General features: G+C 59.1%; 22 protein-coding genes, 1 tRNA gene and 1 pseudogene. 14 read left to right on the forward strand and 10 right to left on the reverse strand.

Translation table 11 applies throughout. The features are described from left to right. Positions 1–26 precede the first annotated feature (26 nt). Positions 27–980 (forward strand): annotated as a pseudogene (locus ET524_RS12195) (recombinase family protein); the annotation flags it as partial. Positions 981–1,461: 481 nt separating this feature from the next. Here the strand turns inward: ET524_RS12195 and ET524_RS10770 are convergent. The 6 genes from ET524_RS10770 to sufC all read right to left on the reverse strand — a co-directional run bounded on the left by ET524_RS10770 (position 1,462) and on the right by sufC (position 7,317). Further along, a tRNA-Ala gene (locus ET524_RS10770) sits at positions 1,462–1,537 on the reverse strand. 572 nt (positions 1,538–2,109) lie between these two features. Then, positions 2,110–2,532, reverse strand: coding sequence for a Fe-S cluster assembly sulfur transfer protein SufU (gene sufU, locus ET524_RS10775; protein ID WP_129425758.1), 423 nt, complete (start codon positions 2,530–2,532; stop codon positions 2,110–2,112). Further along, positions 2,525–3,859 (reverse strand): aminotransferase class V-fold PLP-dependent enzyme, encoded by a 1,335-nt coding sequence (locus ET524_RS10780; RefSeq protein ID WP_129425760.1) that lies wholly within the window; start codon positions 3,857–3,859, stop codon positions 2,525–2,527. The genes sufU and ET524_RS10780 overlap by 8 nt, the downstream gene beginning before the upstream one ends. A gap of 2 nt (positions 3,860–3,861) precedes the next feature. After that, entirely contained in the window at positions 3,862–5,124 is a 1,263-nt protein-coding gene (locus tag ET524_RS10785; protein ID WP_129425762.1) for a SufB/SufD family protein, read from the reverse strand. Continuing rightward, on the reverse strand, positions 5,124–6,533 hold the full coding sequence (sufB, locus tag ET524_RS10790; RefSeq protein ID WP_129425764.1) for a Fe-S cluster assembly protein SufB: 1,410 nt from the start codon (positions 6,531–6,533) through the stop codon (positions 5,124–5,126). The genes ET524_RS10785 and sufB overlap by 1 nt, the downstream gene beginning before the upstream one ends. A 10-nt stretch (positions 6,534–6,543) precedes the next feature. Then, complete coding sequence (gene sufC / locus ET524_RS10795) at positions 6,544–7,317, reverse strand: Fe-S cluster assembly ATPase SufC (RefSeq protein ID WP_129425766.1); 774 nt, start codon at positions 7,315–7,317, stop codon at positions 6,544–6,546. A gap of 464 nt (positions 7,318–7,781) precedes the next feature. Here sufC and ET524_RS10800 point away from each other — a divergent pair, with 464 nt between their 5' ends. The 6 genes from ET524_RS10800 (at position 7,782) to ET524_RS10825 (ending at position 13,278) form a co-directional block, all read left to right on the forward strand. Next, a complete protein-coding gene (locus ET524_RS10800; protein ID WP_129425768.1) occupies positions 7,782–8,234 on the forward strand; it encodes an RrF2 family transcriptional regulator in 453 nt (150 codons plus the stop codon). Positions 8,235–8,527: 293 nt separating this feature from the next. Continuing rightward, positions 8,528–9,994, forward strand: coding sequence for a hypothetical protein (locus ET524_RS10805; protein ID WP_129425770.1), 1,467 nt, complete (start codon positions 8,528–8,530; stop codon positions 9,992–9,994). A gap of 132 nt (positions 9,995–10,126) precedes the next feature. Beyond that, a complete protein-coding gene (locus ET524_RS10810; RefSeq protein WP_129425772.1) occupies positions 10,127–10,960 on the forward strand; it encodes a tRNA threonylcarbamoyladenosine dehydratase in 834 nt (277 codons plus the stop codon). 15 nt (positions 10,961–10,975) lie between these two features. Next, positions 10,976–11,740 (forward strand): TatD family hydrolase, encoded by a 765-nt coding sequence (locus ET524_RS10815; RefSeq protein ID WP_129425774.1) that lies wholly within the window; start codon positions 10,976–10,978, stop codon positions 11,738–11,740. A gap of 79 nt (positions 11,741–11,819) precedes the next feature. Then, on the forward strand, positions 11,820–12,650 hold the full coding sequence (locus ET524_RS10820) for a TrmH family RNA methyltransferase (RefSeq protein ID WP_129425776.1): 831 nt from the start codon (positions 11,820–11,822) through the stop codon (positions 12,648–12,650). Positions 12,651–13,074: 424 nt separating this feature from the next. Next, the gene (locus ET524_RS10825; RefSeq protein WP_042436473.1) at positions 13,075–13,278 is read left to right on the forward strand and encodes a cold-shock protein; all 204 of its coding nucleotides are present in this window, start codon (positions 13,075–13,077) and stop codon (positions 13,276–13,278) included. Positions 13,279–13,560: 282 nt separating this feature from the next. On the opposite strand, the gene ET524_RS10830 is transcribed toward ET524_RS10825, so the two are convergent. Further along, positions 13,561–14,778 (reverse strand): MFS transporter, encoded by a 1,218-nt coding sequence (locus ET524_RS10830; protein WP_201738789.1) that lies wholly within the window; start codon positions 14,776–14,778, stop codon positions 13,561–13,563. On the opposite strand from ET524_RS10830, the gene ET524_RS10835 reads away from it, so the two are divergent. The 3 genes from ET524_RS10835 (at position 14,770) to ET524_RS10845 (ending at position 17,684) form a co-directional block, all read left to right on the forward strand. Next, entirely contained in the window at positions 14,770–15,012 is a 243-nt protein-coding gene (locus ET524_RS10835; RefSeq protein ID WP_129425778.1) for a hypothetical protein, read from the forward strand. The genes ET524_RS10830 and ET524_RS10835 overlap by 9 nt on opposite strands. A gap of 174 nt (positions 15,013–15,186) precedes the next feature. Then, the gene (locus ET524_RS10840) at positions 15,187–16,410 is read left to right on the forward strand and encodes a hydantoinase/carbamoylase family amidase (RefSeq protein ID WP_129425780.1); all 1,224 of its coding nucleotides are present in this window, start codon (positions 15,187–15,189) and stop codon (positions 16,408–16,410) included. Beyond that, the gene (locus ET524_RS10845; protein ID WP_201738790.1) at positions 16,407–17,684 is read left to right on the forward strand and encodes a dihydroorotase; all 1,278 of its coding nucleotides are present in this window, start codon (positions 16,407–16,409) and stop codon (positions 17,682–17,684) included. Before ET524_RS10840 ends, ET524_RS10845 begins: the two co-directional genes overlap by 4 nt. Before the next feature lie 32 nt (positions 17,685–17,716). Here the strand turns inward: ET524_RS10845 and ET524_RS10850 are convergent, their stop codons facing one another. Continuing rightward, positions 17,717–17,917 carry a hypothetical protein gene (locus tag ET524_RS10850; protein ID WP_201738791.1) on the reverse strand — a complete coding sequence of 67 codons (201 nt, stop codon included), beginning with the start codon at positions 17,915–17,917 and terminating at the stop codon, positions 17,717–17,719. A gap of 697 nt (positions 17,918–18,614) precedes the next feature. On the opposite strand from ET524_RS10850, the gene ET524_RS10855 reads away from it, so the two are divergent. The 4 genes from ET524_RS10855 to ET524_RS10870 all read left to right on the forward strand — a co-directional run bounded on the left by ET524_RS10855 (position 18,615) and on the right by ET524_RS10870 (position 24,853). Then, positions 18,615–21,668, forward strand: a complete 3,054-nt coding sequence (locus ET524_RS10855; protein ID WP_236648312.1) for a type I restriction endonuclease subunit R — start codon at positions 18,615–18,617, stop codon at positions 21,666–21,668. Between the two features lie 9 nt (positions 21,669–21,677). Next, positions 21,678–23,189 carry a class I SAM-dependent DNA methyltransferase gene (locus ET524_RS10860; protein ID WP_129425784.1) on the forward strand — a complete coding sequence of 504 codons (1,512 nt, stop codon included), beginning with the start codon at positions 21,678–21,680 and terminating at the stop codon, positions 23,187–23,189. Then, a complete protein-coding gene (locus tag ET524_RS10865) occupies positions 23,179–24,198 on the forward strand; it encodes a virulence RhuM family protein (RefSeq protein WP_129425786.1) in 1,020 nt (339 codons plus the stop codon). Before ET524_RS10860 ends, ET524_RS10865 begins: the two co-directional genes overlap by 11 nt. Positions 24,199–24,274: 76 nt before the next feature. Then, a complete protein-coding gene (locus ET524_RS10870) occupies positions 24,275–24,853 on the forward strand; it encodes a restriction endonuclease subunit S (RefSeq protein WP_129425788.1) in 579 nt (192 codons plus the stop codon). On the opposite strand, the gene ET524_RS10875 is transcribed toward ET524_RS10870, so the two are convergent. Continuing rightward, positions 24,819–25,991 (reverse strand): restriction endonuclease subunit S, encoded by a 1,173-nt coding sequence (locus tag ET524_RS10875; RefSeq protein WP_129425790.1) that lies wholly within the window; start codon positions 25,989–25,991, stop codon positions 24,819–24,821. The two genes, ET524_RS10870 and ET524_RS10875, sit on opposite strands and share 35 nt — an antisense overlap. After that, positions 25,988–26,944 carry a site-specific tyrosine recombinase/integron integrase gene (gene xerA, locus ET524_RS10880; RefSeq protein WP_129425792.1) on the reverse strand — a complete coding sequence of 319 codons (957 nt, stop codon included), beginning with the start codon at positions 26,942–26,944 and terminating at the stop codon, positions 25,988–25,990. Before xerA ends, ET524_RS10875 begins: the two co-directional genes overlap by 4 nt. Positions 26,945–26,987 lie beyond the last annotated feature (43 nt).

The following is a 26,987-nucleotide window of genomic DNA, read 5'->3' on the forward strand; positions in this document are numbered from 1 at the left end:
ATACCAAAAGGCAAGGTGATTTTATCATGTCAAAGGGAACACGTGCGGCGATTTACGCACGTTTCAGTTCGCATAACCAACGAAGCGAAAGCATTGACATCCAGGTAGAGAAATCGCGCGAATACTGCGCAGACAATGGCCTTGACGTTGTGCGCGTCTATAGCGATTATGCGCAAACAGGCCGCGACGTTAAGCGCCTGGAATTTCAACGCATGATGGAAGATGCGAAACTTGGCATCTTTGATTACGTTGTCATATACAAGGTTACGCGCATCATGCGAAACCGCGACGAAATGGCGCTTGCGCGAATCAGGCTGCGCAAGTCTGGCGTTGAAATCCTTTACGCCGGTGAAAGCCTTGGCGAAGGCTCGACGCGCGTCTTGAATCTTGGAATGCTCGAAGTGCTCGCAGAATGGGAAAGCGCCATCGACAGCGAGCGCATACGCGACGGCATCCAGAAAAACGCGGCACGCGGCATGGCGAACGGTCGCACTCACTACGGTTGGGACATCGTAGACGGCTATTATCAGATCAACGAACGCGAATCCGCCGTGATGCACCGAATGAAAAACATGCTCTGCTCAGGCTCCACCGTTGCCGAAATCACGCGAGCTGTAGCAGGGGAACGCGGCAAGCGCGGCAAGCCGCTAACGCACAACACAATCTCAAAGCTGCTTAAACGCGAACAAAACTGCGGCGTATACGATTATGCCGGTGTGCGCATTGAAGACGGAATGCCTGCGCTCTGGTCGCGCGAAGAGCAAGACATGATCAACAGCATCCTCAAAACCAACGGCAGGAAGCATAGTAAGACGGCCACAACGGATGATTACCCGCTTAGCGGCAAGCTCTGGTGCCCTGAATGCGGCCAGTTTTACACCGGAACCAGCGGCACATCAAAAACCGGGCGCGTTTACCATTACTACCGCTGCAAGAAGTGCCGTCGCACGTTGCGGCGCGATGTGATAGAAGATGCCGTGCTTGATGCCATATATGAGACAGTCAAGCAAGAAGACATGCGCAAGCGCATCATCGAAGGCATGGTGCTATACAACGACGAAAAAGAAGATGAAATCGAGCCTGCAAGCAAGCAGATAGAGCGCGAGATAAAGCGCATTGACGCTGCGTTTGAGCGCATTTGGCAGGCTATCGAAGACGGCATAGCGCCCCCAGGCGGTAAAGAGCGAGTGGACATGCTCAGAGAGCAGAAAGCGGCCTTAGAAACAGACCTGCGCGGAGCTCAGGCAAGGGAAGGCGCGACGTTGACCGAAGAAGCGCTAACGTCGTGGCTAGATCACCTAGCCGAAGAGCCGGATACCGAACAGATAATCGATATGTTCGTCAGGATGATTGAGGTTGACGGGGAACAGCTGAATCTTTATTTCGCCTTTGATTTCTGGGACGACGATTTCATGCCACAAAAAAAGACGAACCCCGAAAAGGGTTCGTCTAATAATCCAATGGTGGAGCCTAGGGGGATCGAACCCCTGACCTCATGGCTGCCAGCCATGCGCTCTCCCAGCTGAGCTAAGGCCCCGAAAATTGGTGCGAAAGTCATTATACGGAAACCCCCATCCTATGCAAGCCCCTATTTCCGAAAGATGGAGAGCGTGTGAAGGCGGTGGAGCGATTCTCGAAAATTTCTCTTCGATGGCGATGCTAGCCAGAGAACTCCAAGAGCAATTATCGATTGCAAGGGCTACGAGCTGGCGCAAAACGGAACTTTCCGAATCTCGAAACCAAATGGTGGGTCGATTTGGCACGAAATTGAACTTTCTGTCACTTTGCGCATGCTTGCCCGAAACAGAAAGCTTCTTTTCGTGCCAACCAAGGTGCCATGCGGACGTTTCGGTATGTTGGAAGATTCGGAAAGTTAAAAATCGTGCCAAAAAACCGCTCGAAATGTATTGAGCTACGGAAAGTTCGATTTCGCGCCCAAGCGATTTTGCTTTGCGGTATGGGGTTTGCGAAATGATGTCATGCGTGCCTGATCATGCACTGAAATCCTGCCAATTCCGTAAACGCAAAAGAAATGGCTGTTAGGCCAAGCGTCCCAACAGCCATAACCTAAAACGGGGCGAAGTGATTGCCACTTCGCCCCGAATCGTTTTACTCTTCGCCGATCATCTCGGTGAGGGTTCGCCAGCCAAGCTCTGCGCATTTTACGCGGGCGGGCATGTGGCTGATGCTTTCGAGCTGGGTCGCTTCATCGAGGTCTTCTTTCTCGTCCTCGGTGAGCTGCTCGCCCTTCACCATCTTCATGAACAGGCCGCACAGACGGCGCGCTTCCTCGACTGTCTCGCCCGTGACCAGGTCGGCCATCATGTCTGCCGACGCCTGGCTGACGGCGCAGCCATGGCCCGTGAACGCGGCTTCCTCGATGACGCCGTTTTCCACGCGCAGCTTCAGCACCATCTCGTCGCCGCAGCTGGGGTTGACGCCCTCGTGCTCGTCGGTGGCGCCTTCCAGGTCGTACTTGTAGTCGGGGTGCGCGTTGTGCTCCATGAGCGCGGCGGTGTAGATGTTAGCCATTGAAGGTCCTCCAAACGTTGCCGAGGCCCGCAATCAGGGCGTCGACGTCCTTCTTGTCGTTGTAGAACGCCAGGCTTGCACGGCAGCACGCCAGGTTCTCCACGCCCAACCACGTGAGCAGCGGCTGCGCGCAGTGGTGCCCGGCGCGGATGGCCACCTGGTCCATGTCCAGGATGCTGGCCACGTCATGCGGGTGGATGCCGTTGACGTTGAAGCTGATGACGCCGTGGTGCATGTCGGGGTCGGGGCTGCCGATGATGGTGATGAACGGCAGCTTCGCCATCTCTTCCATGCAGTAGCGCACGAGTGCGCGCTCGCGTGCGGCGATGACGTCGATGCCCACCGACTCCACGTAGGCGATGGCCGCCGCGGTGGCGTAGATGCCGGCGGCGTCCTGCGTGCCGGCCTCGAACTTCTCGGGCACGGGCGCCCACGTGGCGTCCTGCTCGGTGACCGAGTCGATCATCTCGCCGCCGGTGAGGAACGGAGGCATGGCGTTGAGCAGCTCGTCGCGGCCCCACAGCACGCCCATGCCGAACGGGCCGAACAGCTTGTGCGCGCTGAAGGCGAAGAAGTCGGCGCCGAGTTTCTGCACGTCGACGTGGATGTGCGGCGTGGACTGCGCGCCGTCGACCACCAGGTAGCCGCCCTGCGCGTGCACGCGGCGGCCGAGCTCCTCGACGGGGTTCTGCACGCCAAGCACGTTGGACACGTGTACGACGGACAGGATCTTCGTCTTCGGACCGATTTTCGCGTCCATTTCCTCGGGCGTGATGACGCCGTTTTCGTCGGGGTACAGGTACACCAGCTTCGCGCCTGCCGCGCGGCATGCCTGCTGCCACGGAATCAGGTTCGAGTGGTGCTCCATGATGGTGATGCACACCTCGTCGCCGGGCTCAAGCACGGTGGGGGCGAACGCCTTCGCCACGATGTTGAGCGACTCCGACGCGTTGCGCGTCAGCACGATGTCGTGCGCGTCGGGCGCGCCGATGAAGCGCGCCACGCGTTGGCGGGCGATCTCGATAGCCTCGGTGGCCTCGACCGACAGGCGGTACAGGCCGCGCAGGGCGTTCGCGTTCATTTCCTCGTAGAAGCGGCGCTGGGCGTCAAGCACCACTTTCGGGCGCTGTGCCGTGGCGGCGCTGTCAAGAAACACCAGGTCGGGGTGGTTCGCCAGCAGCGGGAAGTCGCGCTTGTACGGGTTTTCGGCGATGTTGGCGGCGCATACGATGTCGTCGGCCGTGGCCGAGGCCTGGGCGGCGTGCGCCGCGTCGGCCACGGCGCACGCCGTGCGATCGAGTTCTGCGTTGTTCGGGGAAGCTGCCATGGCTAGTCCTCCACCTCCTGATAGGGAATGCTCAAACGCTCGGCCAGGCGCGCGACGCCGGCGCGAACGGTTTCGTCTGCGATGGTGAGTGCCGTTTCCTCAAGCGTTGCCGTGGCGAACAGACCCTCGGCGGCTTCCTGGGAAAGGCCGCGGCACTTCAAGTAGAACAGCTGGTCAGCGGCCACGTGCCCGATGGTGGCACCGTGGTTGCCAGCCACGTCGTCCTCGTCGCACAGGATGACGGGGATGGTCTTGTTCTCAACCTGCTCGTCCACCAAAAGCACGGTTTCGCGCTCGGTGCCCTCGGCGCCTTTGCAGCCGCGCACCAGGTCGATGGTGCCGCGCAGCACCTTCTTCGACTGGCCCATAAGCGCGCCGTTGGCGTCGATGTTGCACTGCGTCTTGCGGCCGCGATGGCGCACGACGTAGTTGAAATCGCGAACATCGGTGTTGGCGGCCAGGTAGCGCGTGTCCACGTCCACGCGCGACACGTCGCCGCGCAGGTCGGTGGCCAAGCCCGTGTAGGACTTGCCGGCGCCCAGCATGCGGTGGCGCACGGTCACGAACGCGCCTTCGTCGCACACGATGCCGGTGTTGTCCAGTGCCGTCCACTGCTCGTCAAGCGTGTGCACGGACGTGATGTTGACGTGCGCGTTTTCGCCCGCGAACACGCGCAGCTGCACGCCTACCACGCCGGTGCCGGCCTCGGGGGAGTCAAGCGCTACCGTCAGGTCGAACGTGGCGCCGGGGGCGGCAACCACGTCGATGGCAGCCACGTTGGCCGCGCCGTCCACGCCGGTCAGGTGCACGGTTGCCGTGCCCTGCTTGCCCGCGGCGGGCGCGAACACGATGCGCTCGGCCTCGCCGGCCTGCTCGGCCAGCCATGCGGTGGCCTCGGCGCCCATGCCGCATTCGAAGGCTTCCGCCACGTTGTTCGCCATTTCCTCGCGCACGGCCTTGTGCTCGTAGCGCGACAGCGCAGGGATGTCCAGGTTCGCCGGGTCCACGTTAGGCTCGACGGCGCGCAGGATGGCGCGCGTGTCGGCCGGCGCTTCGGCGCGGGCCGCGTCCACCTTGGCCTGCAGGCCGGCAACGGCGGCGTCGAACGTGTCCGCTTCGCCAGCAAGTTCGTCGGCGGCTTCCACGCTGATCTGCGCGGCGGACTCAAGGCCCTCCGGCAGCTCGATGGTGGTTTCGTTCATGTCAAGGCGATGCCAGGTAGGCGCGGGCATCGCGTTCACGTTCTTCAAAACGTCGGCGCCCATTATCCGATCGCCCCTTCCATTTCCAGTTTGATGAGGTTGTTCATTTCGACGGCGTACTCAAGCGGCAGCTCTTTCGACACGGGGTCGGCGAAGCCGTTCACGATCATGGTGCGCGCTTCCTCTTCCGAAATTCCGCGGCTCATCAGGTAGAACACCTTGTCGTCGCCAATGCGGCCGATGGTGGCCTCGTGCCCGATGTCCACGTGCTTGCAGCGGATGTCCATGGCCGGAATGGTGTCGGAGCGGCTGTGGTCGTCCAGCATCAGGCTTTGGCACGACACGCTGCACGCGGAGTTCTCGGCCTTCGGGGTGGCCACGACGCTGCTGCGGAACGTGGACACGCCGCCGCCCTTGGAGATGGACTTCGTCTCGATGGACGCCGACGTCTCCGGCGCGGCCAGCACCACCTTGCAGCCGGTGTCGAGGTTCTGGCCCGTGCCGGCGAACGTGATGCCCGTGAACGTGCACGTGGACTTGCGCCCGGCCAGGATGGACATGGGGTACAGGTAGCCCACATGGCTGCCGAAGCTGCCGGACACCCACTCGATCGAACCGCCCTCGTCGCACGTGGAGCGCTTGGTGTTGAGGTTGTACATGTTCTTCGACCAGTTCTCGATGGTTGAGTAGCGCAGGTGCGCGTTCTTACCGACGAACAGCTCCACCGCGCCAGCGTGCAGGTTGGCCACGTTGTACTTCGGCGCGCTGCAGCCTTCGATAAAATGCAGGTCGGCGCCGTCTTCCACGATGATGAGCGTGTGCTCGAACTGGCCCGCTCCCTTCGCGTTTAAGCGGAAGTAGCTCTGCAGCGGGAAGTCGAGCTTCGTGTCTTTCGGCACGTACACGAAGCTGCCGCCGGACCACACCGCGCCGTGCAGGGCGGCGAACTTGTGGTCGGTGGGCGGGATGAGCGTCATGAACTTCTCGCGGATGAGCGGCTCCCACTTCGGGTCGTGCAGGGCCTCTTCGATGCCCGAGTACACGATGCCCATGCGGCTGGCGGTGTCCTGCATGTTGTGATACACCAGCTCAGAGTCGTACTGCGCGCCGACGCCGGCCAGGTAGCTGCGCTCGGCCTCGGGGATGCCCAGGCGGTCGAACGTGTTCTTCACGTCGTCGGGCAGGCTGTCCCAGTCGCTTTTCTGGTCGGTGTTCGGCTTGACGTACGTGACGATGTTGTCCATGTCAAGGCCGGCGATGGACGGGCCCCAGTCGGGTGTTGCCATGCTTTGGTAGATTTCCAGCGACTTCAGGCGGTGCTGGAGCATCCACTCCGGCTCGTCTTTCTTCTCCGAGATTTCGCGGACAATCTCGGGCGTTAGGCCCGCCGCCAGCTTCTCGGTGCTGTCGCCGTATGAAAAGTCGTAGAGGCTGCGGTCGATGTCCGCGACCTCGGTGCGTTGTTTGGCCATGTCGCGCCCCCTACTGCGCGTTGGCGGCAGCGGCCTGCTCGAACTGCTCGAAGCCGTTGGCGTCGATGTTCGCGATCATGTCGGCGTTGCCCTCGGCCGTCATGCGACCCTTGACCAGCACATGCACGCGGTCGACGTCGACGTGCTCCAGGATGCGCGTGTTGTGCGTGATGATGACGAGCGTGCCGTTGCAGCGCTTGCGGTACACGTCCATGCCGCGGGAAACCACGGACAGCGCGTCCACGTCAAGGCCGGAGTCGGTTTCGTCAAGGAAGGCCAGTTTCGGCTCAAGCAGCAGCAGCTGCAGCATTTCGAGCTTCTTCTTTTCGCCGCCGGAAAAGCCCACGCCCAGCTCGCGGTCCAGGTAGGCAGGGTCCATGTTCAGTTCCTCGGCCAGTTCCTTCACGTGCTTGCGGAATTGCTTGCCCTTCATGTCGCCAACGCCCGGACGACCTGCGGAAATGGCGCGCAGGAAGCTGCTGACGGGCACGCCGGGGATTTCGACCGGCGCCTGGAAGCTCAGGAAAAGGCCCGCGTGCGAGCGCTTGTCAGTGGACAGGTTTGTGATATCCTGGCCATCGAACGTAATTTTGCCGCCGGTTACCGTATATTCCGGGTCGCCCATGACCATGTGGCCAAGGGTGGATTTGCCGGCGCCGTTCGGGCCCATCAGCACGTGGGTCTCACCTGCGCCCACGGTCAGGTCAACGTCGTGCAGGATGACCTTCTCGTCAACAGCGGCGGAAAGGCCCGCCACGTTGAGGAGGATGTTCTCGTCTGCCATCTTCTTCCCCTTTTCATTTCGCTCAAATACGATTATGCTTAATCATATACGTTTGATAGGATTAAGATAACCGCACACGCGGATTTGTCAAGCGAAATTGGCTGCGGCTAAGAATCATTCCGCGAAACGTGCGCGAGTTGCGCGCCCGCGCCGTCGGTTGCGGACGCGAATGGGACAAAGGGACAGTCCCTTTGTCCCATTCGGGCAGCAGGTGCCGGGCGAACATGGTCCGGCAACGAGTGACGGGCTTGTGCTTTGCGGTGGCTTGATGCTTTGCTGCGCGGGCTTTCGCGAAGGCGAGCAAGGGCGGCGCCTTCGCGCGCGGGCCCGGCATGCTCTGCGCAGCGGGCTTCGCCTTCCTGCTTTGTGTGGGGATGCTGCTTGCGCGCGGTTTGCGGTTGTTTGGTTGGACGAGAGCGGATCGGGATTTCCGGTTCCGTACTTATATTAGTAAGGGGGAGCTTGTGCTTATCTCATCGAAGGGGCGTTATGCGCTGCGGTTGGCGGTGTGCGTTGCGCAGGCGGGACCGGACGCGAAGGTGTCGCTGCGCGAGGTGGCCGAACACGAGGAGCTGTCCCTGAAGTATCTGGAGCAGATTGCGCGGCCCATGGTGTCGGCGGGCTTGTTGACCAGCGTGCGCGGCAAGGGCGGCGGGTACCGGCTGTCGCGCGACCCGCACGAGATTTTGGCGGGCGATGTGCTGCGCGCAGTCGAGGGAACCACGGTGCCGGTGACGTGCGCGTCGCTTGAGGGGCCCGAGCCGTGCCACCGCGCAAGCGTGTGCACGACGGTGCGCTTCTGGGCCGGGCTTGACGAGGTGATCGAGAACTACGTCGATGGCGTGACCGTTGGCGACCTGGCCGACGCCCCGCAACCCCACATCCAGCTGGCCGACGCCGCGCCGGCGGAAAGCTAAGGCGCGCTCGGGTGCGTACGCGTTTGAGACGCGGCTGGCGAGTTGGTGAAAACTCGGTGCTTGTTGTTTGACGGGTCGGTATCGCTTCGATGAAAGTTCGCTGAAGGGGTGCCGGTCCGTTGCTTTTCCGCGTAGGCTTCAGCCTGATATAAGGTTCGGGCGCAACAATGGCTGGCCGTGCCCGCAAGGGCAGGACCATTGGCGTGTTTGTGTTGGACGCGAGCATGAGGAGGTTGCTCATGGCGCAAACGAATGGAAAAGTTCCGCAGGTTGCGGGTGAAAAAACACAAGTGATGAGGCGTGGCGAACAGGTTTCGCCTAACGCGGCGGTGCCGGGCGGCGCTGGCGTTGTGCCTGGCGCGGCGCCGGCAGTTGGGCGCGCTGGGGCCGATGTCCCGCTGGACGCTGCGTCAGTGGAGGATTCCCCGGCTGAGCAGGTGGAAAAGGAGCGCGAGTTCCTTGGAGGGTTGCTTGAGGGGCTGTCGGTGCCGCAGGTGGCGGCTGGCGCGTTGGCGGCGGTGACGTCGATGCTGCTGTCGTCGAAGATCGGCATTGCCGGCTCGGTCATCGGTGTGGCCGTCGGTTCGGTGGTATCGACGCTGTCGTCGCAGATCTACAAGCAGTTTTTGCAGGCGTCCGCCGACAAGCTGCGCGAGCTGAGCCCGGTGGGCGATGCGGCGGGCGATGGCGTGGAAATGGCGAATGGCGCTGGCATTTCCGCTGGTCAAGCTAGCATGGCGGGCGCTACGCGCGTGATGGACCCCGCGGCGACGCGCTTGATGTCGCAGGTTGGCCAGCCTGGCGCGGCCGCCGGCTTTAGTGGGCCGGAATCCGCCTTTGCGGGCGCTACGCGCGTGATGGATCCTGCCGCCACGCGCGTTATGGGTCGGGATAGCGAAACGAACTTCGGCGTTTTGCCTGGCCAGAATGGCGAAACCGTGGTTATGAATCCCGCGAACGTCGACGGCGGGGCGAATGGCGCTGCGCAGGGCGCGGCGGGCGACGACGCTTTCGCTGGCTTTGCCGGTGCCACGCGCGTTGCGGCTACGGCGGCCGGCTCCGACGTTGCGGGCGAGACGCCCACGCGTACGGTGGACGACTTGCGCGCCGAGGGCGAGACGGGCGTGCTGCGCGGCCGCGCCGAGCATCTGCGCCGCCAACGCATGCAACGCGGGGTCATTGTGGTGTCGGTGGTGTCGTCCCTGGTGGCGGTGCTTCTTTGCGCGGGCATCATCAATTTGGTGACCGCCGGCGAAGGCGTCGGCACGAAGACCGAGCCGCTGTTCAGCGGCACTTCGACCGAGCAGTCGGCCGGTGCCGGTTCCGCGAAGTCGTCCAAGCAGCAGGCGGCAACCAGCGAGGGCGCGTCTGATAGCCAGTCGAGCGAGACGACGCAGAACCAGGGGAATCCGGTTCACCAGGATGCGACTACTTCCGAGTCCGGTGCGACCGATGCTGGGCAGCAGGGCAACGCTTCCGATTCCGCTAGCGGCTCTTCACAATCCGGCAGCTCCGCGGGCTCGGCCAGCGGCAATGCAAACGGGTCTGGTTCTGCTTCCGACTCGCAGGGTGCGGCGTCGGGTTCGGGCTCCTCGGGCTCGGCCAGCAGTTCCTCTTCGGGCGGTTCGGCATCTGGCAACGGCAGCGCCAGCGGCTCGGGTTCGGCCGACGGCTCTTCGCAATCCGGTAGCACTTCGGGCTCGTCGGGCTCCGCGAACGGCTCGTCAACGGGCGCATCCACATCCGACAACGCTTCATAGCAGGGTCACCGTGCTTCGCCAGCTTCTATGGTGTTGGCTGCGGCTGGCGCACGGGCGCTTCCGGCAATGCTACGATGGGCGCGAAACGTTGAAGCTGCGGCGCTGCCTGCCGCGCCGCCCGGAAGGAGAACCATGTCCCCAGATGAGAACGCCGCGCCCGCTGCCCCCGCGCCCTCAAAGCCGGCCGTGCCGCGCACGCGCGAGGATATTGCTGCGTCGCTGAAGGTGCGCACGCGTTGCGGAACGCCCACGGAGAAGCTTGAGGTCATCATGACGAAGGAGGGGCTCGACCGCATCGAGGCGGCCACGGTCATGGTCATCGGCCTGGGCGGCGTGGGCTCGAACTGCGTCGAGGCGCTGGCGCGCGGCGGCGTGGGGCACCTGGTGGTCATCGACCACGACATCGTCAGCCTGTCGAACATCAACCGCCAGGCCATCGCGTACCACAGCACGATCGGGCGCAAGAAACATGAGGTCGTGCGCGACATGGTGCACGATATCAACCCCGACTGCGAGGTGGAGGCGCTTGACATGTTCCTGCGCGCCGAGGACATCGAGCCGCTGCTCAGCCGCTATCTCGGGCGCGTTGACATGGTCATCGACGCCATCGATTCCGTGTCCGCAAAGCTGGCCATCGCCGAATTCGCCGACCGCACGGGCATGCCGCTGATTTCCTGCATGGGCGGCGCCAACAAGCTGCATCCCGAATGCATCGGATTCGCCGACATCTACGAAACGCGCAATTGCCCGCTGGCGCGCGTCATGCGCAAGGAATGCCGCAAGCGCGGCATCCGCCACCTGCGCGTGCTGTATTCCTGCGAGGAGCCGGTGAAGCGCCCGACGCTTGAGGGCGCCAGCCGCCGCGAGCGCACGAACATGGGCACGGCGTCGTTCATCCCGCCGATTTTCGGCCAAACCATCGCCGGCCGCGCCCTGTGCGAGATCGCCCAAGTGCCGGAAGCGTAGCTCGGAGGGGTTGTTGTGGGTGACAAGCTGTTCGACATGCACTGCCATCTGGGATTTTGCGAAGATGCGGCGCAGGCGGCGCGTGAGCTTGCGGCCGCTGGCGTCGGTGCGTTCTCGAACACGGTGACGTTGGCGGAGTTCGCTGCGCAGCAGGTGGCGCTTGCTGGCGCGGCCAACGTGCGCGTGGGCTGCGGCCTGCATCCCTGGTGGGTTGGCGAAGACGCAGCGGCCGACCTTGATGCCTTGTGCGCCGCGGTGGAGCGGCAGCGGTTCGTGGGCGAAGTCGGGCTGGATTTTTCGCCGCCACACGTTGCGACGCGCCAGGCGCAGATGGCGGTGTTGTTGCAGGTGGCGGACGTGTGCGGCCGCGTTGGCGGCAAGGTAGTGTCGCTGCATGCCGTGCGCGCGGTCGACGACGTGCTCGACGTGCTCGAAGGCACCGGCGCGCTTGCCGAGGCAGCGGGCAACGCGTGCATCATCCACTGGTTCTCGGGCACGTCCGACCAGCTCACGCGCGCGCGGCGGCTGGGCGCCTTCTTCAGCGTGAACCCGCGCATGCTGCAGTCGAAGCGCGGGCGCGCCTATGCGCAGGCCATACCCGGCAACCGGCTGCTGCTGGAGACCGACTTGCCCGCGCAGGCAGGTGCGTCCTGGGATGCTGAACGCGTTCGCCAACTGCTTGGGCAAACCGCGTGTCAGCTGGCCGAACTGCGCGGCGAAGACGTCGCCGACCTGCAAGAACGCATAGCGGCAACAAGCCGCGCGCTGCTTGAGGCATAGCGCCCGCCGCGGCCCGCCGCATCATCTATAATGCAAGCGCGATTATGTAGGCAGCATGGCGAAACGGAAAGGATAGCGAATGGCTTACGAGCATGTGACCAGCGCAAACGATGCGCGTTTGGCGCCGTATGCGCGCGTGCGCGACGCCGACCTTGCCGCATGGCCCGCATCTCCCGCCGGCCTGTTCATGGCCGAGTCGCGCGCGGTCATAGCCGCCGCCATCGACGCCGGCGTCCGTCCTCGTTCGTTTCTGGTCAGCGAATCCTGGGCCGACGACGCCGCCCCGCTTGCGGCCGTGCTGCAGGCGAAATGGCCCGCATGCCCGACGATGCGCGTGCCCGACCAGCTGTTCACCCAGGTCACGGGCTATAAAATCGTGCGCGGTCCCGTGGCCGCCTTCGAGCGTCCGGCACTTGCCGACCCGGCGGTGCTGCTTGCGGGCGCGCGTCGCGTGGCCGTGCTTGAGGACGTGGGCAACTACGCCAACATCGGCAGCGCGTTCCGCGCGGCGCACGCGTTCGGCATTGATGCCGTGCTGGTCACGCCCTCGTGCCACGACCCGCTGTTCCGCCGCGCCAGCCGCGCCAGCCAAGGCACGGTGCTGCAGGTGCCGTGGACGCGCATCGGCATGCAGCGCCAGTGGGCCGCCGAGGGCATCCCGCTGCTGCACGCCGCCGGTTTCAAGGTGGCGGCGCTGGCGCTTGAGGACCGCTCGCTGGCCCTGGGCGACCCGCAGCTTGCCGCCTGCGAGCGCCTGGCCATGGTGCTGGGCACCGAAGGCGCGGGCCTGTTCCCGTCCACCATCGCCGCCAGCGACTACACGGTGAAAATCCCCATGACCCACGGCGTCGACTCGCTCAACGTGGCCGCCGCCAGCGCTGTGGCCTTCTGGGAACTGCGCGTGCGATAGGGGCTAAGACGCATCCGTGCGTTGCCCTCGGCTGCTGAGCCGTCTTTCCCGCAGGCTCTTCCACTTTCCCTCGCATCGCGGTTTGCAAATCCTGCCAGGGAGCAAGCCGCCTCACTGCCGGCAGTCGGGAACCGCCCGCGACAACCCTAAGCCCCACTCGGCCCCCGCATGACCGGCGCGCAATTTCTGCCTGGTGACCCGATTCATCGGCGAACGGTTCGCCATTTCAGACTAGGCCAGCGGCTGCCTTGCGCGCAACGTTAGCCTTCGTTAAATCTTCTCATCTGGCTAGATTCCCGCCGGGTTTTCGCGTCCAATAGCGTATGATGGAACGCGTGCTCTCGAGGTGAGGGCGAGTGTTGCCGCCATGCAACGCGCAGTGTTACCCCCGTGCGAAAGCGCGGGAGAGAAAAGAGGATTTAAAATGGCGGAAGGTACTGTTAAGTGGTTTAACCCCGAGAAGGGCTATGGCTTCATCTCTCAGAACGACGGCGAAGACCTGTTCGTGCATTTCTCTGAGATCAAGATGGACGGCTTCAAGACCCTCGATGAGGGCCAGGCTGTGTCCTTCGATGTGACCACCGGCCAGAACGGCAAGCTCCAGGCAAGCAACGTGGTGCGTCTCTAACCCATTGCTTTTCTTAAACAGGATGCTGAAAGCCCTTGCGTGTGCTGCGCAAGGGCTTTTTTGATGCCTGTCGAACGAAGCCGAAACTGCCTGCGGGTTGAGGGGCGAATTCAGCCGAAGCGCGGGCGAACGCGCCCGCTGGTCGCCGGCGTTGCGATCGCCTGCTTGCGGGTGCTTAACGCCGCGCGCCGCCCAAACGCAAGAAAGCCGCCCCGAAGGGCGGCTTTCGCGTACTGCAAGGATTGTGGCTGCTGCGGGCTTGCGCACCGCATGCCGCATCCGTTACTCCAGGTTGGAGCCCTTCTTCTCGGGGAGGAAGAACATGACGATGAACGCCACGATGTAGATGCAGGCAACGCAGCCAATGGCGAAGCCGAAGCCGTGGCCCGCAGCGATGATCGGGATGACCACCGGGGCGGACGCGCCGCCGATGAAGCGGCCGGCGTTGTACAGCGCGGTCTGCGCCGTGCCGCGGATCTCGGTGGGGAACAGTTCGGCGATAAGCGTGCCATAGCCGCCGATCATGCCGTTAGCGAACATGCCCATGAAGAAGCCGCCGAACAGCAGCGCCGTGGGGTCGGTCAGCTGGCTGTAGATGACGATCATGGCAGCGGCGCCGATCTGGAACGTCCAGAACGCGGGGCGACGGCCGGCCTTGTCGGCCAGCCAGCCGAATACCGAGATGCCGATCATCATGCCGATGACGGTGACGGCCGTCCACATGCCGGTGGACGTCAGGCTCAGGCCCAGCTCGCCGTTGAGGTACTTCGGCAGCCACGTCATGATGCCGAAGTAGCCGGCATTCTGCACGGTGCACAGAATAATGATGATGATGGAGTACTTGATGCGCGTGGGCGAGTTGAACAGGCTGGCCAGGTTGCCGTGCTTCTTGCCGGACGCCTTGTGCTGCTCGTAGATGGGCGGCTCGGGCACGAACGCACGGATGATGATGGCGACGATCGCCGGCACGAAGCCGACGACGAACAGGCCGCGCCAGCCGAATGCGGCGATGATGGGCGCGGAAGCCAGCGAGGCAACAAGCACGCCGACCTGGAAGCCCAGGCCAACGGCCGACGTGGCCTTCGCGCGGTTCTCGGGGCTGGAAACTTCGGACGCGATGGCCATGCCCAGGCCGAACTCGGCGCCGATACCCAGGCCCGCCAGGAAGCGGAAGATGGCCATAAGCTCGAAGTTGGGGGCAGCGGCGGAGCACAGGGTGAACACGCCGAAGAAGATAACCGAGTAGGTGAGCACCTTGATGCGGCCAAGCTTGTCGGCCAGCGTGCCGAAGATCAGGCCGCCCAGAAACGCGCCGGCCAGCGTGATGGACGTGAGCGACCCGGCGGTGGTGTTGTCGACGCCGAACGTGGCGATGATGCCGGACAGCGCGAAGCTCAAAATCATGAGGTCCAGGCCGTCGAGCGCGTGGCCGATGGCCGCGGAGAACACGGCTTTGCCGGCGTAGTGCTTCATCTCAGAAGCTTTTTCTTTGTGTGGCATAGTGGTTTCCATCCCATTCCGCAAGTGAATAAACTTCCAATAAAATACTCTGCTATTGAATATTTTCAAGGGCATTTCCTGATATTTTTGCGCTTTGAAACAAAAATATTCTTGCGGACGAATAATGTGGGAATAGCTACGCAGCGCGCTTGGGAAAGCGTGCGAATCGAAGTGGCGGCGAAAGCTCGTGAAACGCCGCAGGTGATTCTACTCCTTGAGGAAGCGAAACGCTAGGGGAAATCGAAGGCTGCGGGACGCGGGCGCGCGATGCCGGCGCAAGGTGCAGGGGCGCTTCGGTTCGTCCCTTGCGTCGCATTTCGCGTTTCTGCCGGTGAAGTGCGGTTTCGGTGTTCGTTTCGGGCGCTGCGGCGCATTGGGCTACCATGCCGATATACGAAAGGGGCAGCTATGCGGCACGCTATTGAAGACGTTGAATACGCGGAATATCTTTTCGACCGGTTCTACGGCATCGGCAGTTGCGAATCCGGCGGCGTCACCCGGCTTGGCTATACCGAAGTCGAGGACGAGATGCACCGCACGTTGTGCGAACTTGGCAAGGAAAAAGGCTACGGCAACTTCGCCGACCAGGTGGGCAACACCTACTTGTACCGTATGCAGTACAGCAAGGACGAGCCTTACTGGCTGGTCGGCTCGCACCTGGATTCGGTGATCGAAGGCGGGCGCTACGACGGCGTGGCGGGCATCATCGCGGGGCTGCTGGTGATGAGCTGGGCCGAACGCGACGGCCTTGACCTGCCCATTCGCGTGGGCGCCATGCGCTGCGAGGAGTCCAGCAACTTCGGCAGAAGCACTATCGGCAGCGGCCTTATCACCAAGGAAATCTACAAGCACGACGTGGGCGAGGCCGTGAACAAGCAGGGCGAAACGCTACACGAAGTGTTCGACCGCAAGGGCTACAGCTTGACGCCCGATCGCATCAAAGGCATTAGCGAATACCTGGAATTGCACATTGAACAGGGAAAAGTCCTGGAAGAGTACGGCGATGCCGTCGGCATTGTGAGCACCATCGCCGGCCCGCGCCGCTTTAAGGTGCACGTGCACGGCAACGCGGAGCATTCCGGTGCCACGCCCATGGGCATGCGCGCCGACGCGCTAGCGGCGGCGGCCGAGATCATCCTGGAAGTTGAGGAGATCGGCAAGTCCGAGGCCATGCACCAGTCCGTGGCCACGGTGGGCGTCATCGTGAACCACCCCAACGCGCTCAACGTCATCCCCGGCGAGGTGGAGTTGGGCGTGGACATGCGCGGCATCGACGTGGCCAGCCTCGACCGCATGGAGGCGCGCCTGAAGGCGGCGTGCACGCGCATCTGCGAAAAGCGCCGCCTGAAGTGCTTCCGCGAGAAAACGTCCGACATCCCGCCTATCGAGATGTCGTCGGAAACGCAGCAAAAGCTGCTCGACGCGGCGAAGCGTTTGCGCATCCCGCATCGGTTGATGATCAGCGGTGCAGGTCACGATGCCATGTCGTTTGCACACATCTGCGACACAGGCATGGTGTTCATCCCGTGCGTGAAGGGCATCAGCCACAACAAGAAGGAGTTCGCCACCATCGAGTCGATCCTGGACGGCGCCATGGTGATGTACGAGCATTTGAAGGAAGAAGCGCAATGATTCTGGTGAAAGATGGTCGCGTCATCGACCCGGTGCGCGGTGTCGACGACGTGCTTGACCTGGTGTTGGACGGCGGCAAAATTGCGAAGATCGGCAAGTACCAGCGCTCGGAGGACTACGAGCGCATCATCGAGGCCAAGGGCTGCGTGGTGGCTCCGGGCCTGGTGGACGTGCACGTGCACTTCCGCGACCCGGGTCTGACGTACAAGGAGGATATCGAAACCGGCGCCGCATCGGCCGCAGCGGGCGGGTTCACCACCGTGGTGTGCATGGCGAATACGAAGCCGCCGGTGGACAACGCCGAGACGCTTGGCTACGTGCTCGATCGCGGGGCGAAGTGCGCCATCAACGTGCTGACGTGCGCCACCATCAGCCGCGGCATGCAAGGGCGCGAGCTGGTGGACATGGAAGAACTTGCTGCCTGCGGGGCCGCGGGCTTTACGGACGACGGCATTCCGCTGATGAACGAAGGCCTGGTCAAGAGCGCCATGGAGCGCGCGGCGAAGCTTGGCCTGCCGCTGTCGTTTCACGAGGAAGACCGCGCGTTCATCGAGTCGCCGGGCGTGAACCAGGGCGCGGTGTCGCGCGCGCTGGGGCTTGGCGGCGCGCCGGCGCTGGCCGAGAACGTGCTGGTGGCGCGCGACTGCATGCTGGCGCTGCACACGGGCGCGCGGGTGAACATCCAGCACATCAGCTCGGCGAATTCCGTGCAGCTGGTGCGCCTGGCCAAGGAGGTGGGCGCACGCGTGACGGCCGAGGCCACGCCGCACCATTTCTCGCTGACCGAGGACGCCGTGCTGGAAAAAGGCCCCCTGGCCAAGATGAACCCGCCGCTGCGCACGCAGGCCGATCGCTACGCCATCATCGAGGGCCTGAAAGACGGCGCGATCGACATCATCGCCACCGACCACGCGCCGCATGCTGCCGAGGAGAAGGCCAAGCCGTTCGCCGAGGCGCCCAGCGGTATCATCGGGCTGGAGACCGCGCTGGCGCTGGGCATCACGAACTTGGTGCGCAAGGGGCATCTGACGGTCATGCAGCTGATGGAGAAGATGAGCCTGAACCCGGCGCGGCTTTACGGCTTGGACAAGGGCACGATTGCGGAAGGCGCCGACGCTGACCTGGTGATTTTCAATGAAGGCGAACGCTGGGAAGTCGGCCTGGAGTTCGTGTCGAAAGCGGCGAATTCCCCGTTTGTGGGCGAAGAACTTTACGGCAAGGTGAAGTACACCATCTGCGCCGGACGCGTAGCGTACGAAGATAGGCAGGAATAGGGGCTTCGCTGGTTGAGGCGTGGCTTTCTTTGCTATGGGGCTTTCCTCACCAGCAGATAGCCTGTGGTGATCCACTGCACGGTGGCGGTGTCGACGCCGAACTCGACCATCAGCGTGGGGAACGTGATGTTCATGGCCGTTTCCACGACCACGCCAGAAAACGACATGATGCCGCACGCAACAACGGACAGGACGAACCGCGCATCAACGCGACGCTCAAACGAAGTGCTCATAGGGTAGTGCTTCTTTCAGGTGCAAATTGCGAACACGATGAGCGGCTCGGGGCGGGTGCCTGCGCGCGAACGACCAACGCCGTGCGGTTGGCCAGCGGCGCGCGACAGCGGCGCTGGCGAAGGCCGCGGTGCGAACCCGCAGCCATCGCGGGCATCCAATGGCCCCGGGCAAACTTACCTTTATGTCTCACTATCTATAATAGGCGCCCGCAAAAGCACGTTCCTGCCCCATCGGCGAACGAACGTTGACGGTTTAGCGAAATGGTCAACCTAAGCGATTTGCTAATCCGCATCGTTGTAACGCGCGCTTTTCGCTATTGCTGACTGTGAGCGTACTTGGCGCTTTTCCGTCTCTTTCAAATTGGTCACACGCTGTGTGACCAATTGATCAGACATTTCTTGTCGGATTTTAGGTGATGGAGGGAAGGGCGCAGCCATGAGATTTTCCAGACGCCGTCTGGAAAATCTCATCTTCGAAAGACTCACTTCGCAGAGGCAGCCTCTCGGTGGGCGGAGCTGCCGCTTGAAAGGCGCTTCTAGCTTTGGCCAAAGCGCCAGCAGTTGGCTTGCTATACTTTGAATTAATTGGCAAGCACCTGGTGCGATAAGATGCCGCTCAAAATTCGCCACCAGATTTGTGACGCCCGCCAAGCTACGTGAGAGGTCGTAAGCGATGGAAAGATACGATTATGCCGTCATGAAAATTGATGAGGACTTCTTTGAGAAGACGCTCGTCGATCATCTGCGCGATGAATTGGGCTATGAATATCTCCATGGCCCCAATGTGCCGCGCACTTCTGATGAATATCGCGATGCGTTTCTTCCCGGTGTCTTGCCAGCTGCCCTTAAACGAATCAACAAAGGCTTGCCTGATTCCGCTATCCAAGAAGCTGTGCTTAAGCTTTCGAATGTCGAAGGCGGTAGCCTTGAGCAGCGGAATGAGGTATTTACTGAGTATTTGCAATCGGGCGTGGAAGTTCGCTACTTCGATGGTAAGGAAGAGCGGGACGACATTGTGCGCTTGCTCGATTTCGAACGCCCAGACAATAACGTTTTCAATGTGGTTGACCAATGGACGTTTGTGGAGTATTCGGAAAAGCGTCCTGACGTGGTCGTTTTCGTGAACGGTATGCCGCTTGTGCTGTTCGAATTGAAAAGTCCTTCGCGGGAAGAAACTGATGCTTCGGATGCATACTTGCAGTTGCGCAACTACATGCACCACATTCCAAGCATGTTTGTGCCGAATGTTTTTTGCGTAATGAGCGACATGACCGAGACGCGTGTTGGAACGATTACCGCTGATGAGGACCGCTACGTTGCGTGGAAGTCAGTCGATGGCGACTACTCCGAAACTAAAGCAGCAACATGGAAAACCATGATTGACGGCATGATGCCGAAAGCGCGTCTTTTGGACATCATTCGCAACTTCGTATGTTTTAACGATTCCGGTGATCGAATCGTGAAAATCCTTGCCGCATATCATCAGTACTTTGGCGTGACCAAGGCAATTGAGCGCGCTGAGGAAGCCGTGAACGGTGATGGAAAGATTGGCGTGTTCTGGCATACGCAAGGATCGGGCAAATCGCTGTCGATGGTGTTCTTCGCACACTTGTTGCAAGCGCGGCTGAACAGCCCCACAATCGTTGTTATCACCGATCGCAACGACCTTGATGACCAGCTGTTTGGACAATTTGGCCGATGCAAGGATTTCTTGCGTCAAACGCCGGTGCAGGCTACTAGTCGTGAAAACCTGAAGGAATTGCTTGTGGGCCGTGAGGCTAACGGCATCGTGTTTACAACCATGCAGAAGTTTGTTGACGGGGATGAACCGCTTTGCGATCGAAGTAACGTTGTGGTGATGGTGGACGAGGCGCACCGTGGACAATACGGCATGACCGAAAAGATAGACGAAAGCGGCAAAATCTCGGTGGGCGCAGCGCGCGTAGTGCGAAAAGCACTTCCTAACGCCTCCTACATAGGATTTACGGGTACGCCAATTGCCTTGCAAGACCGTAATACGCGCGAAATCTTCGGCGATTACATTGACGTGTACGATATGACGCAGTCCGTTGAAGATGAATCCACTAAGCCGGTCTATTACGAAAGTCGTGTTGTAGCGCTAAAACTCGATGAAGGCACCCTTGCTAAACTCGACGCTACCTATGCCGAGTTTGCCGCGCAAGCTGACGAGGCAAGCGTGGAGAAAGCTAAGCGTGATACTGGCGGTCTGGATGCCATCTTTGGCGCGCCGGAAACGGTTGACACTTTGTGTCGAGATATCGTTGAGCATTATGAGAATAACCGCGCCGATGTTCTGGCCGGCAAAGCGCTCATTGTGGCTTACAGCCGTCCGATGGCCATGAAAATCTACAACAAGCTTCTCGAACTGCGGCCGCAATGGAAGGACATGCTGGGCGTGGTGATGACCATGTCCAACCAAGACCCTGAAGAATGGTTTGATGTTTGCGGCGGAGCAAAGCACAAGAAGGAGATGGAGCGGCGATTTAAGGACGACTCGGACTCGCTGAAAATTGCCATCGTGGTTGATATGTGGCTTACGGGCTTTGATGTGCCCGGCTTATCTACCATGTATGTGTTCAAGCCCATGAAAGGCTACAACTTGATGCAGGCCATCGCTCGCGTTAATCGCGTGTGCAAAGGCAAAGAAGGTGGCCTGGTTGTGGACTACATTGGTATTGCGCGCGCCTTAAAGCAAGCTATGAAGGATTACACAAATCGCGATCAGCATAATTATGGCGATATGAATGTGGCGGCTACAGCCTATCCCAAGTTCTTAGAGAAGCTGGACGTGTGCCGTGACCTGCTGTATGGGTTTGACTACCATGACGATATTTTTTCGGGCAATCGTGGCAAATTGGCTGACGCAATTGTCGAGGGCACCGATTGGCTGCTTGCTCCTGCCCGTGTCGAAGACATGGAGGACTTCCTTAATCAGTGTCAGCTCATGAACCAAGCGCTCAGCTTGTGCAAAAGCTTGGTTTCGGAAGAAAACCAGCATGAAGCGGCTTATTTTTCTGTACTGCGTGTACAGGTGCTGCGCCTGACCGGGCGCAAGGGCTCAGGTGGCGGTGGCATGACCTATGCCGAATTCAACCAGCGCGTGACAGCTATTTTGGAGCAGACCGTGCGCGCCGAAGGCGTCATCGATCTCTTCAACGAGAAGAGCGTCGAGATTTCGCTGTTCGATGAAAGCTTCTTGGCTGAGGTTGCTGCCATGAAGGAAAAGAACGTGGCGGTGGAAGCGCTAAAGCGCTTGGTTAAAGAGCGCGTGCGAGCTTACCAGCGCACAAGTGTGGTCAAAGCACGCAAGTTCAGCGAGCTTCTGCAGAGCACGCTGAATGCTTACCTTAATGGCATGCTGAGCAATGCTGAAGTTATCGAAGAGCTTGTGAAGATGGCTAAGGACATGATGGCTGATCGCGATGAGGCCGCCAAGCTTGGCCTGACCGAAGAGGAAATGGCGTTTTACGATGCGATTACCAAGCCCCAGGCAGTGAAAGACTTTTACGACAACGATCAGCTTGTTGCCATAAGCCGGGAATTAACTGAAGCAATGCGAAAGAACGCTACGATAGACTGGCAGAAGAAAGAAAGCGCTCGGGCGGGTATGCGTCGCGCCATAAAGCGCCTTCTGCGCAAGTACAAATACCCGCCTGAAGGCGTGGCAGATGCGACGGAAACCGTCATGGCGCAGTGCGAGCTGTGGGCCGACACGAAAATATACGAGTAAGGAATCTGCATGGCAAAGAAGAAAACGGACAACACCGCGGAAATTGGCTTTGAAGAGCAGATTTGGAAGGCTGCTGATAAACTGCGCGGAAACATTGACGCATCTGAGTACAAGAACGTGGTGCTTGGCCTCATCTTCCTGAAATATATTTCGGATAAGTTTGAGCAAAAGTATCAGGAACTTGTTGATGAAGGTGAAGGCTTCGAAGAGGATCGCGACGAATACACGTATGAGGGCATTTTCTATGTTCCGAAAGAGGCTCGTTGGGAAACAGTGGCTGCTGCTGCGCATATGCCCGAAATCGGCAAGGTAATCGATGAGGCTATGCGCAAAATCGAGGCCGAGAACGATAAGCTGAAGAATATTCTGCCGAAGAATTTTGCTCGTCAGGAATTGGACAAACGACGTCTTGGCGAAGTGGTTGACCTGTTCACCAACGTTCAAATGGCTGAGAAGGGCGACACGCGCGATATCCTAGGGCGTACCTACGAGTATTGCTTGGCTAAGTTCGCCGAGGCGGAAGGCAAGAACGCTGGCGAATTCTATACGCCGGCCTGCATAGTGCGTACGCTGGTGGAAATCATCGAGCCTTATCATGGTCGCGTGTATGACCCGTGCTGCGGTTCGGGTGGCATGTTCGTGCAATCTGCCGAGTTCGTTCGCAGGCATGCAGGCAACATCAATGACCTGTCGATTTTCGGACAGGAGAGCAATCCCACCACTTGGAAGATGGCTACGATGAATCTGGCCATTCGCGGTATTGATGCCGATTTGGGCTCGTGCAACGCGGATACGTTCTTCAACGATTTGCATAAGAATGAGCGGTTCGACTTCATTCTGGCTAACCCGCCGTTTAACCTGAAGGATTGGGGAGGCGATAGGCTGAAGGACGACCCGCGTTGGGACTATGGCATTCCTCCCGAGGGCAATGCAAACTTCGCGTGGGTGCAGCACATGGTGCACCATCTGAACGCAACCGGACGCATGGGCATGGTGCTTGCCAACGGCTCGCTTTCTAGCCAAAGCGGTGGCGAAGGGGACATTCGCAAGGCGCTCGTTGAAGCCGATCTCGTTGAAGGTATCGTTGCCATGCCTGACAAGTTGTTCTATAGCACGGGCATCCCTGTAAGCCTTTGGATCATTTCCAAGTCAAAGAAGCAAGCGGGCAAGACGCTGTTCATCGACGCTCGCGAAATGGGCACGATGGTAAGCCGCAAGTTACGTGAGTTTACGGAAGAGGATATCGCCAAGGTTTCGAAAGCGTTTGATGCCTTCCGTGACGGAGAGCTTGAAGAGGAAAAGGGCTTTTCCAAAGTTGCCACAATCGAAGATATCGCAAAGCAGGACTTCATCTTGACGCCAGGGCGCTATGTCGGCATTGCTGATGTTGAGGAAGATGACGAGCCCTTCGATGAGAAAATGGCGCGACTGACTGGTGAGCTGGCAAAATGCTTCGAGGAATCAAACCGCCTGCAAGAACAAATCAAAAAGAACTTGGAGGCAATCGGCTATGGAATCTAAGGATATAGTTCCCGCTCAGTCGGGAGATATCGTGATTTATCAGTCCGGTGCTGGCTTGCCAGAAGTAGAGTGCACGTTTCATGGCGACAATATGTGGCTCACTCAGGCGCAGATGATGGAACTGTATCAGGTTGCGAAGTCTACCCTCAGCGAGCACATCACGCATATCTTCGAGGAAGGTGAGCTCGATCCAGCGGCAGTTGTTCGGAAATTCCGAACAACTGCCGCTGACGGGAAGAACTACGACGTCTCCTATTATTCGCTGGAGCTGGTTATTGCCGTTGGTTACCGCGTGCGCGGTAACCGTGGGACACAATTTCGCAAATGGGCAACAATGCAGCTGAAGGAATACTTGCAGAAAGGATTCAACCTTAACGACAAGGCGTTGAAAAACGCTGGCGGAGGTACTTACTGGAAAGAGTTGCTTGCCCGCATTAAGGACATTCGATCCAGCGAGAAAATGCTTTACCGTCAGGTGCTCGATTTGTACGCCACTAGTATCGACTACGACCCGAAAACGCCGGAATCGATTTTGTTCTTCAAAACAGTGCAAAATAAGATTCACTATGCAGCGCATGGGCATACGGCGGCAGAGGTTATCATGCAGCGCGCCGACGCATCGCTTCCTTTCATGGGCTTAACCACATTCGAAGGGGATCAGCCTACGCGCGAGGAAACCGAGGTGGCGAAAAATTATCTTAGCGAAAGCGAATTGAAGCGTCTTAACAACCTCGTGTCGGCATTCTTCGATTTGGCGGAAATGCAAGCTGAAGAGCACCATCCCATGTATATGAAAGATTGGATTCGCGAGCTTGACGATTTTGCCGAGAGGTACGGAAAAGGCGTTCTCCAAGGAGCGGGCAAAGCGAATCACAAAGGCGCACTGACGAAAGCGCACAAGGAATACGATAAATATCGAGCACGCATCGCGGACGAAGAAAGCGCCGTTGACAAGGCGTTTCTTGAAGGCATAAAGGGCCTGCAAAAGCAGCTTAAAGGTGGCCGGTAAGTGATGATGTGGAAAGTTGGGCATATGAGGATTAGTTGCTTTGTGGCACTGATCGGGGAAAACCCGGAGGTCGGATATGGGATGTAAGGTTGCTCTAGGAGAGTTGTGCTCTTTCGCTAAAGGCGCAAGTGTCCCGCGTGTACGAATGCTTGACGAGGGGGGCTACCTCTACATCCATTACGGCGATTTGTATCGTGGATTTAGCATTCGAATAGATGTTGATGATTCGCAGAAGCCTATTCCGTATATCAGCAAAGACGAAAAAACTAGACCCACGCAGTGGCTTGAGGACAAAGATATTGTGTATGTCCTTACATCTGAGACTGTTGAGGATCTCGGGCACGCTTTCCTATTTAACAATCCAGGAGGAAAGAAGGCTGTTGCAGGGACAGAAACAACCATTGTACGAGTTACTAGGCGGGATCTTCTTTTGCCTGAGTATCTTAATTGGCTGCTGCAGTCGAACCATTTTAAGCGTGTCCTTAAGCAATATGTTAAGGGGATGAAGGTGTTCCGCGTTCATCCTAATGATTTGGCTCGTATCGAAATAGACCTACCGTCACTCGACAATCAGCGTCGAGTTGTGGCGGTGATGGACTCGCTATTTGACCGAGAGCTGCTCAACAATCGGATAAATGGCTATTTAGCTGCGTGAGGTCTACTTTCGAAACGTCGATTTCACCCGACATGAGTTTGGGGAGAAGAGCGTCACGGAGAGCGGCAAGCTTACGATTTTCTCGTTTATTGCAATCGATCTGTTTGAAAGCTGTTCCAATTTGAGCGGCAATTTCATTCCCGCATTCATCCGAAGGTACTAGTACAGCAATTTGCTCAAGGTCTACTGGTCTAATCGACGGAATGGTTGAAGTGCTTGTTTCGGCAAGCTGTTGGAGCGTCTTGGTAATTCTCGCATCTGTAAGTGCGAGGTAGACAAGCGGGGACATGATCGTATCGTTTGGTCGTATTACTGCGAAAGCTGTAGAGGCCAACATATGCGGCACCGGACCGTACAGCAATCCATAATGGTTTTGATTGGGCCTAACGGTTGAGTAGAGAATGTCACCGTCGGAGACCTTGCGACGAGCTCTGGCTGGAAGCTTTTCTTCGGCGAGATTGAAGTGCTGAAGCCCTGCCAGATCGTTTAGCATAAGGGCGCTGGTATCAATGTAGCTTACAGCACTCCAGTTTTCTTTAGGCGAATACGTTTCCGGATTGAATTCTGCTAAATCGCGCAGCGCGGCACTATCTGCATGTTCTTGCATTGCGTTCACATACATGGCGCGTGCCAGTTCTTCTAAATAGCCATTTAGCTTAGCGTTCATTTCGATTTTTGCCTGAATAGGAGCCAATATCGATGCGATATTTCGCTGCGCCATTTCGCTGTTTGACGGGATGGCGTAGCTCATGATCGCCGATTTATCACCTCGGGGCATTTTCGTGCCCTTTGAAGTTGCCATGACATAATCGAAAAATGCATCATCGCATAGAAGCCAGTAGAGGTAATCAGCGCTGCAGCGCTGGCTTGGCTGGAATACCAACACGTCATTCGAGCAGTATCCGTCAATATCGGCCTTCCAGATTTTCTTGAAGTATGGCCTAATGTTTGAAACCAACGTGTCGCCTTTGCGGAAGCAGGATACTTTCCCTTCGCTCGGAACAGATGCCGTCTTTGAAACACCGCCGCGATTTGGCCCCATGCTTTCGGTAGAAACATACAGGTCTTCGGCCGTGATTGATGCGGCGCTGGCTTTCTCGTTCCGGTACGAGCAAATCGTTTCGAGAGATTCTGTCATTCCAAGTACCTTCTGTGCGAAGCCTTCACGTTGTTTTGGTTCACCATGGCGTAGTGCATAGTGGTTTCTATTTTCGCATGGCCAAGCAGCTTTTGCACTTGTTCGATTGGCATTCCCTTATCAATGGCATGGGTCGCCAGCGTGCGACGAAATTTATGCGGGTGAACGCAATGAACGCCCGACGCTCTGCCGAGATTGCGCAACCTTAGTTCTACGGCACCTACCGTAATACGCCGACCCGATGGACCGAGCGAAACAAAAAGCGCCGAACTTGCATCAGCGCGGCTTGCAAGATACTCGACAAGATGCAGTTTGGCACGTGCATCAAAGTAAACGGGACGCTGTTTATTTCCCTTTCCCGTCACCAGGCACTCTCGCTCGTGGAAGTTGATGTCCCCTTTATTAAGGCGAACAAGCTCGCCAACACGCATGCCCGTCGATGCCAGCAAATCAACAATAGCAAGATCTCGTTTAGACTCGCAGGCGCCCCTAAGGGCCTCAAGTTCCTCATCACTAAAAACTTCTCTGGTAACTTGCGCGGTCTTGACTCGGCGAATACGACGCACGGGGCTCTTCACAATATAATCCTCGTCCTCCAACCACGAAAAGAAACTCGACATGATACGCCTAATATTATCGATAGTTACCTTACTGGTGTGACGCGTGACCTCATAATCGTTGAGGTACCGCCGCAGGTCATCACTTACCATCACGCCAATGGGCTTTCCGATTGCCGCTAACGCACGAGTAAGCGTATCTTCGTAATATCGAAGGGTACTGAGCGAGCAGCCTTCGACCTCCTTGGCTGTCAAAAACGTCTGTAACAGCGTTTTGTTCGCCTCCTGCTGCTTAGGCTCAAACGCGTGTTTCAATGCATCCCTCAGCCGTTTCAGCTGGCTCGACTTCAAGAATGGTTGCATCTCTAAAAGAATCGAATCAATAGCAGCTTCCATTGCTATCCTTTCATTGTGAGCAAAAGAGACAGTTCGAGCGGCA

The organism is Senegalimassilia faecalis, assembly GCF_004135645.1.
GTDB lineage: Bacteria > Actinomycetota > Coriobacteriia > Coriobacteriales > Eggerthellaceae > Senegalimassilia > Senegalimassilia faecalis.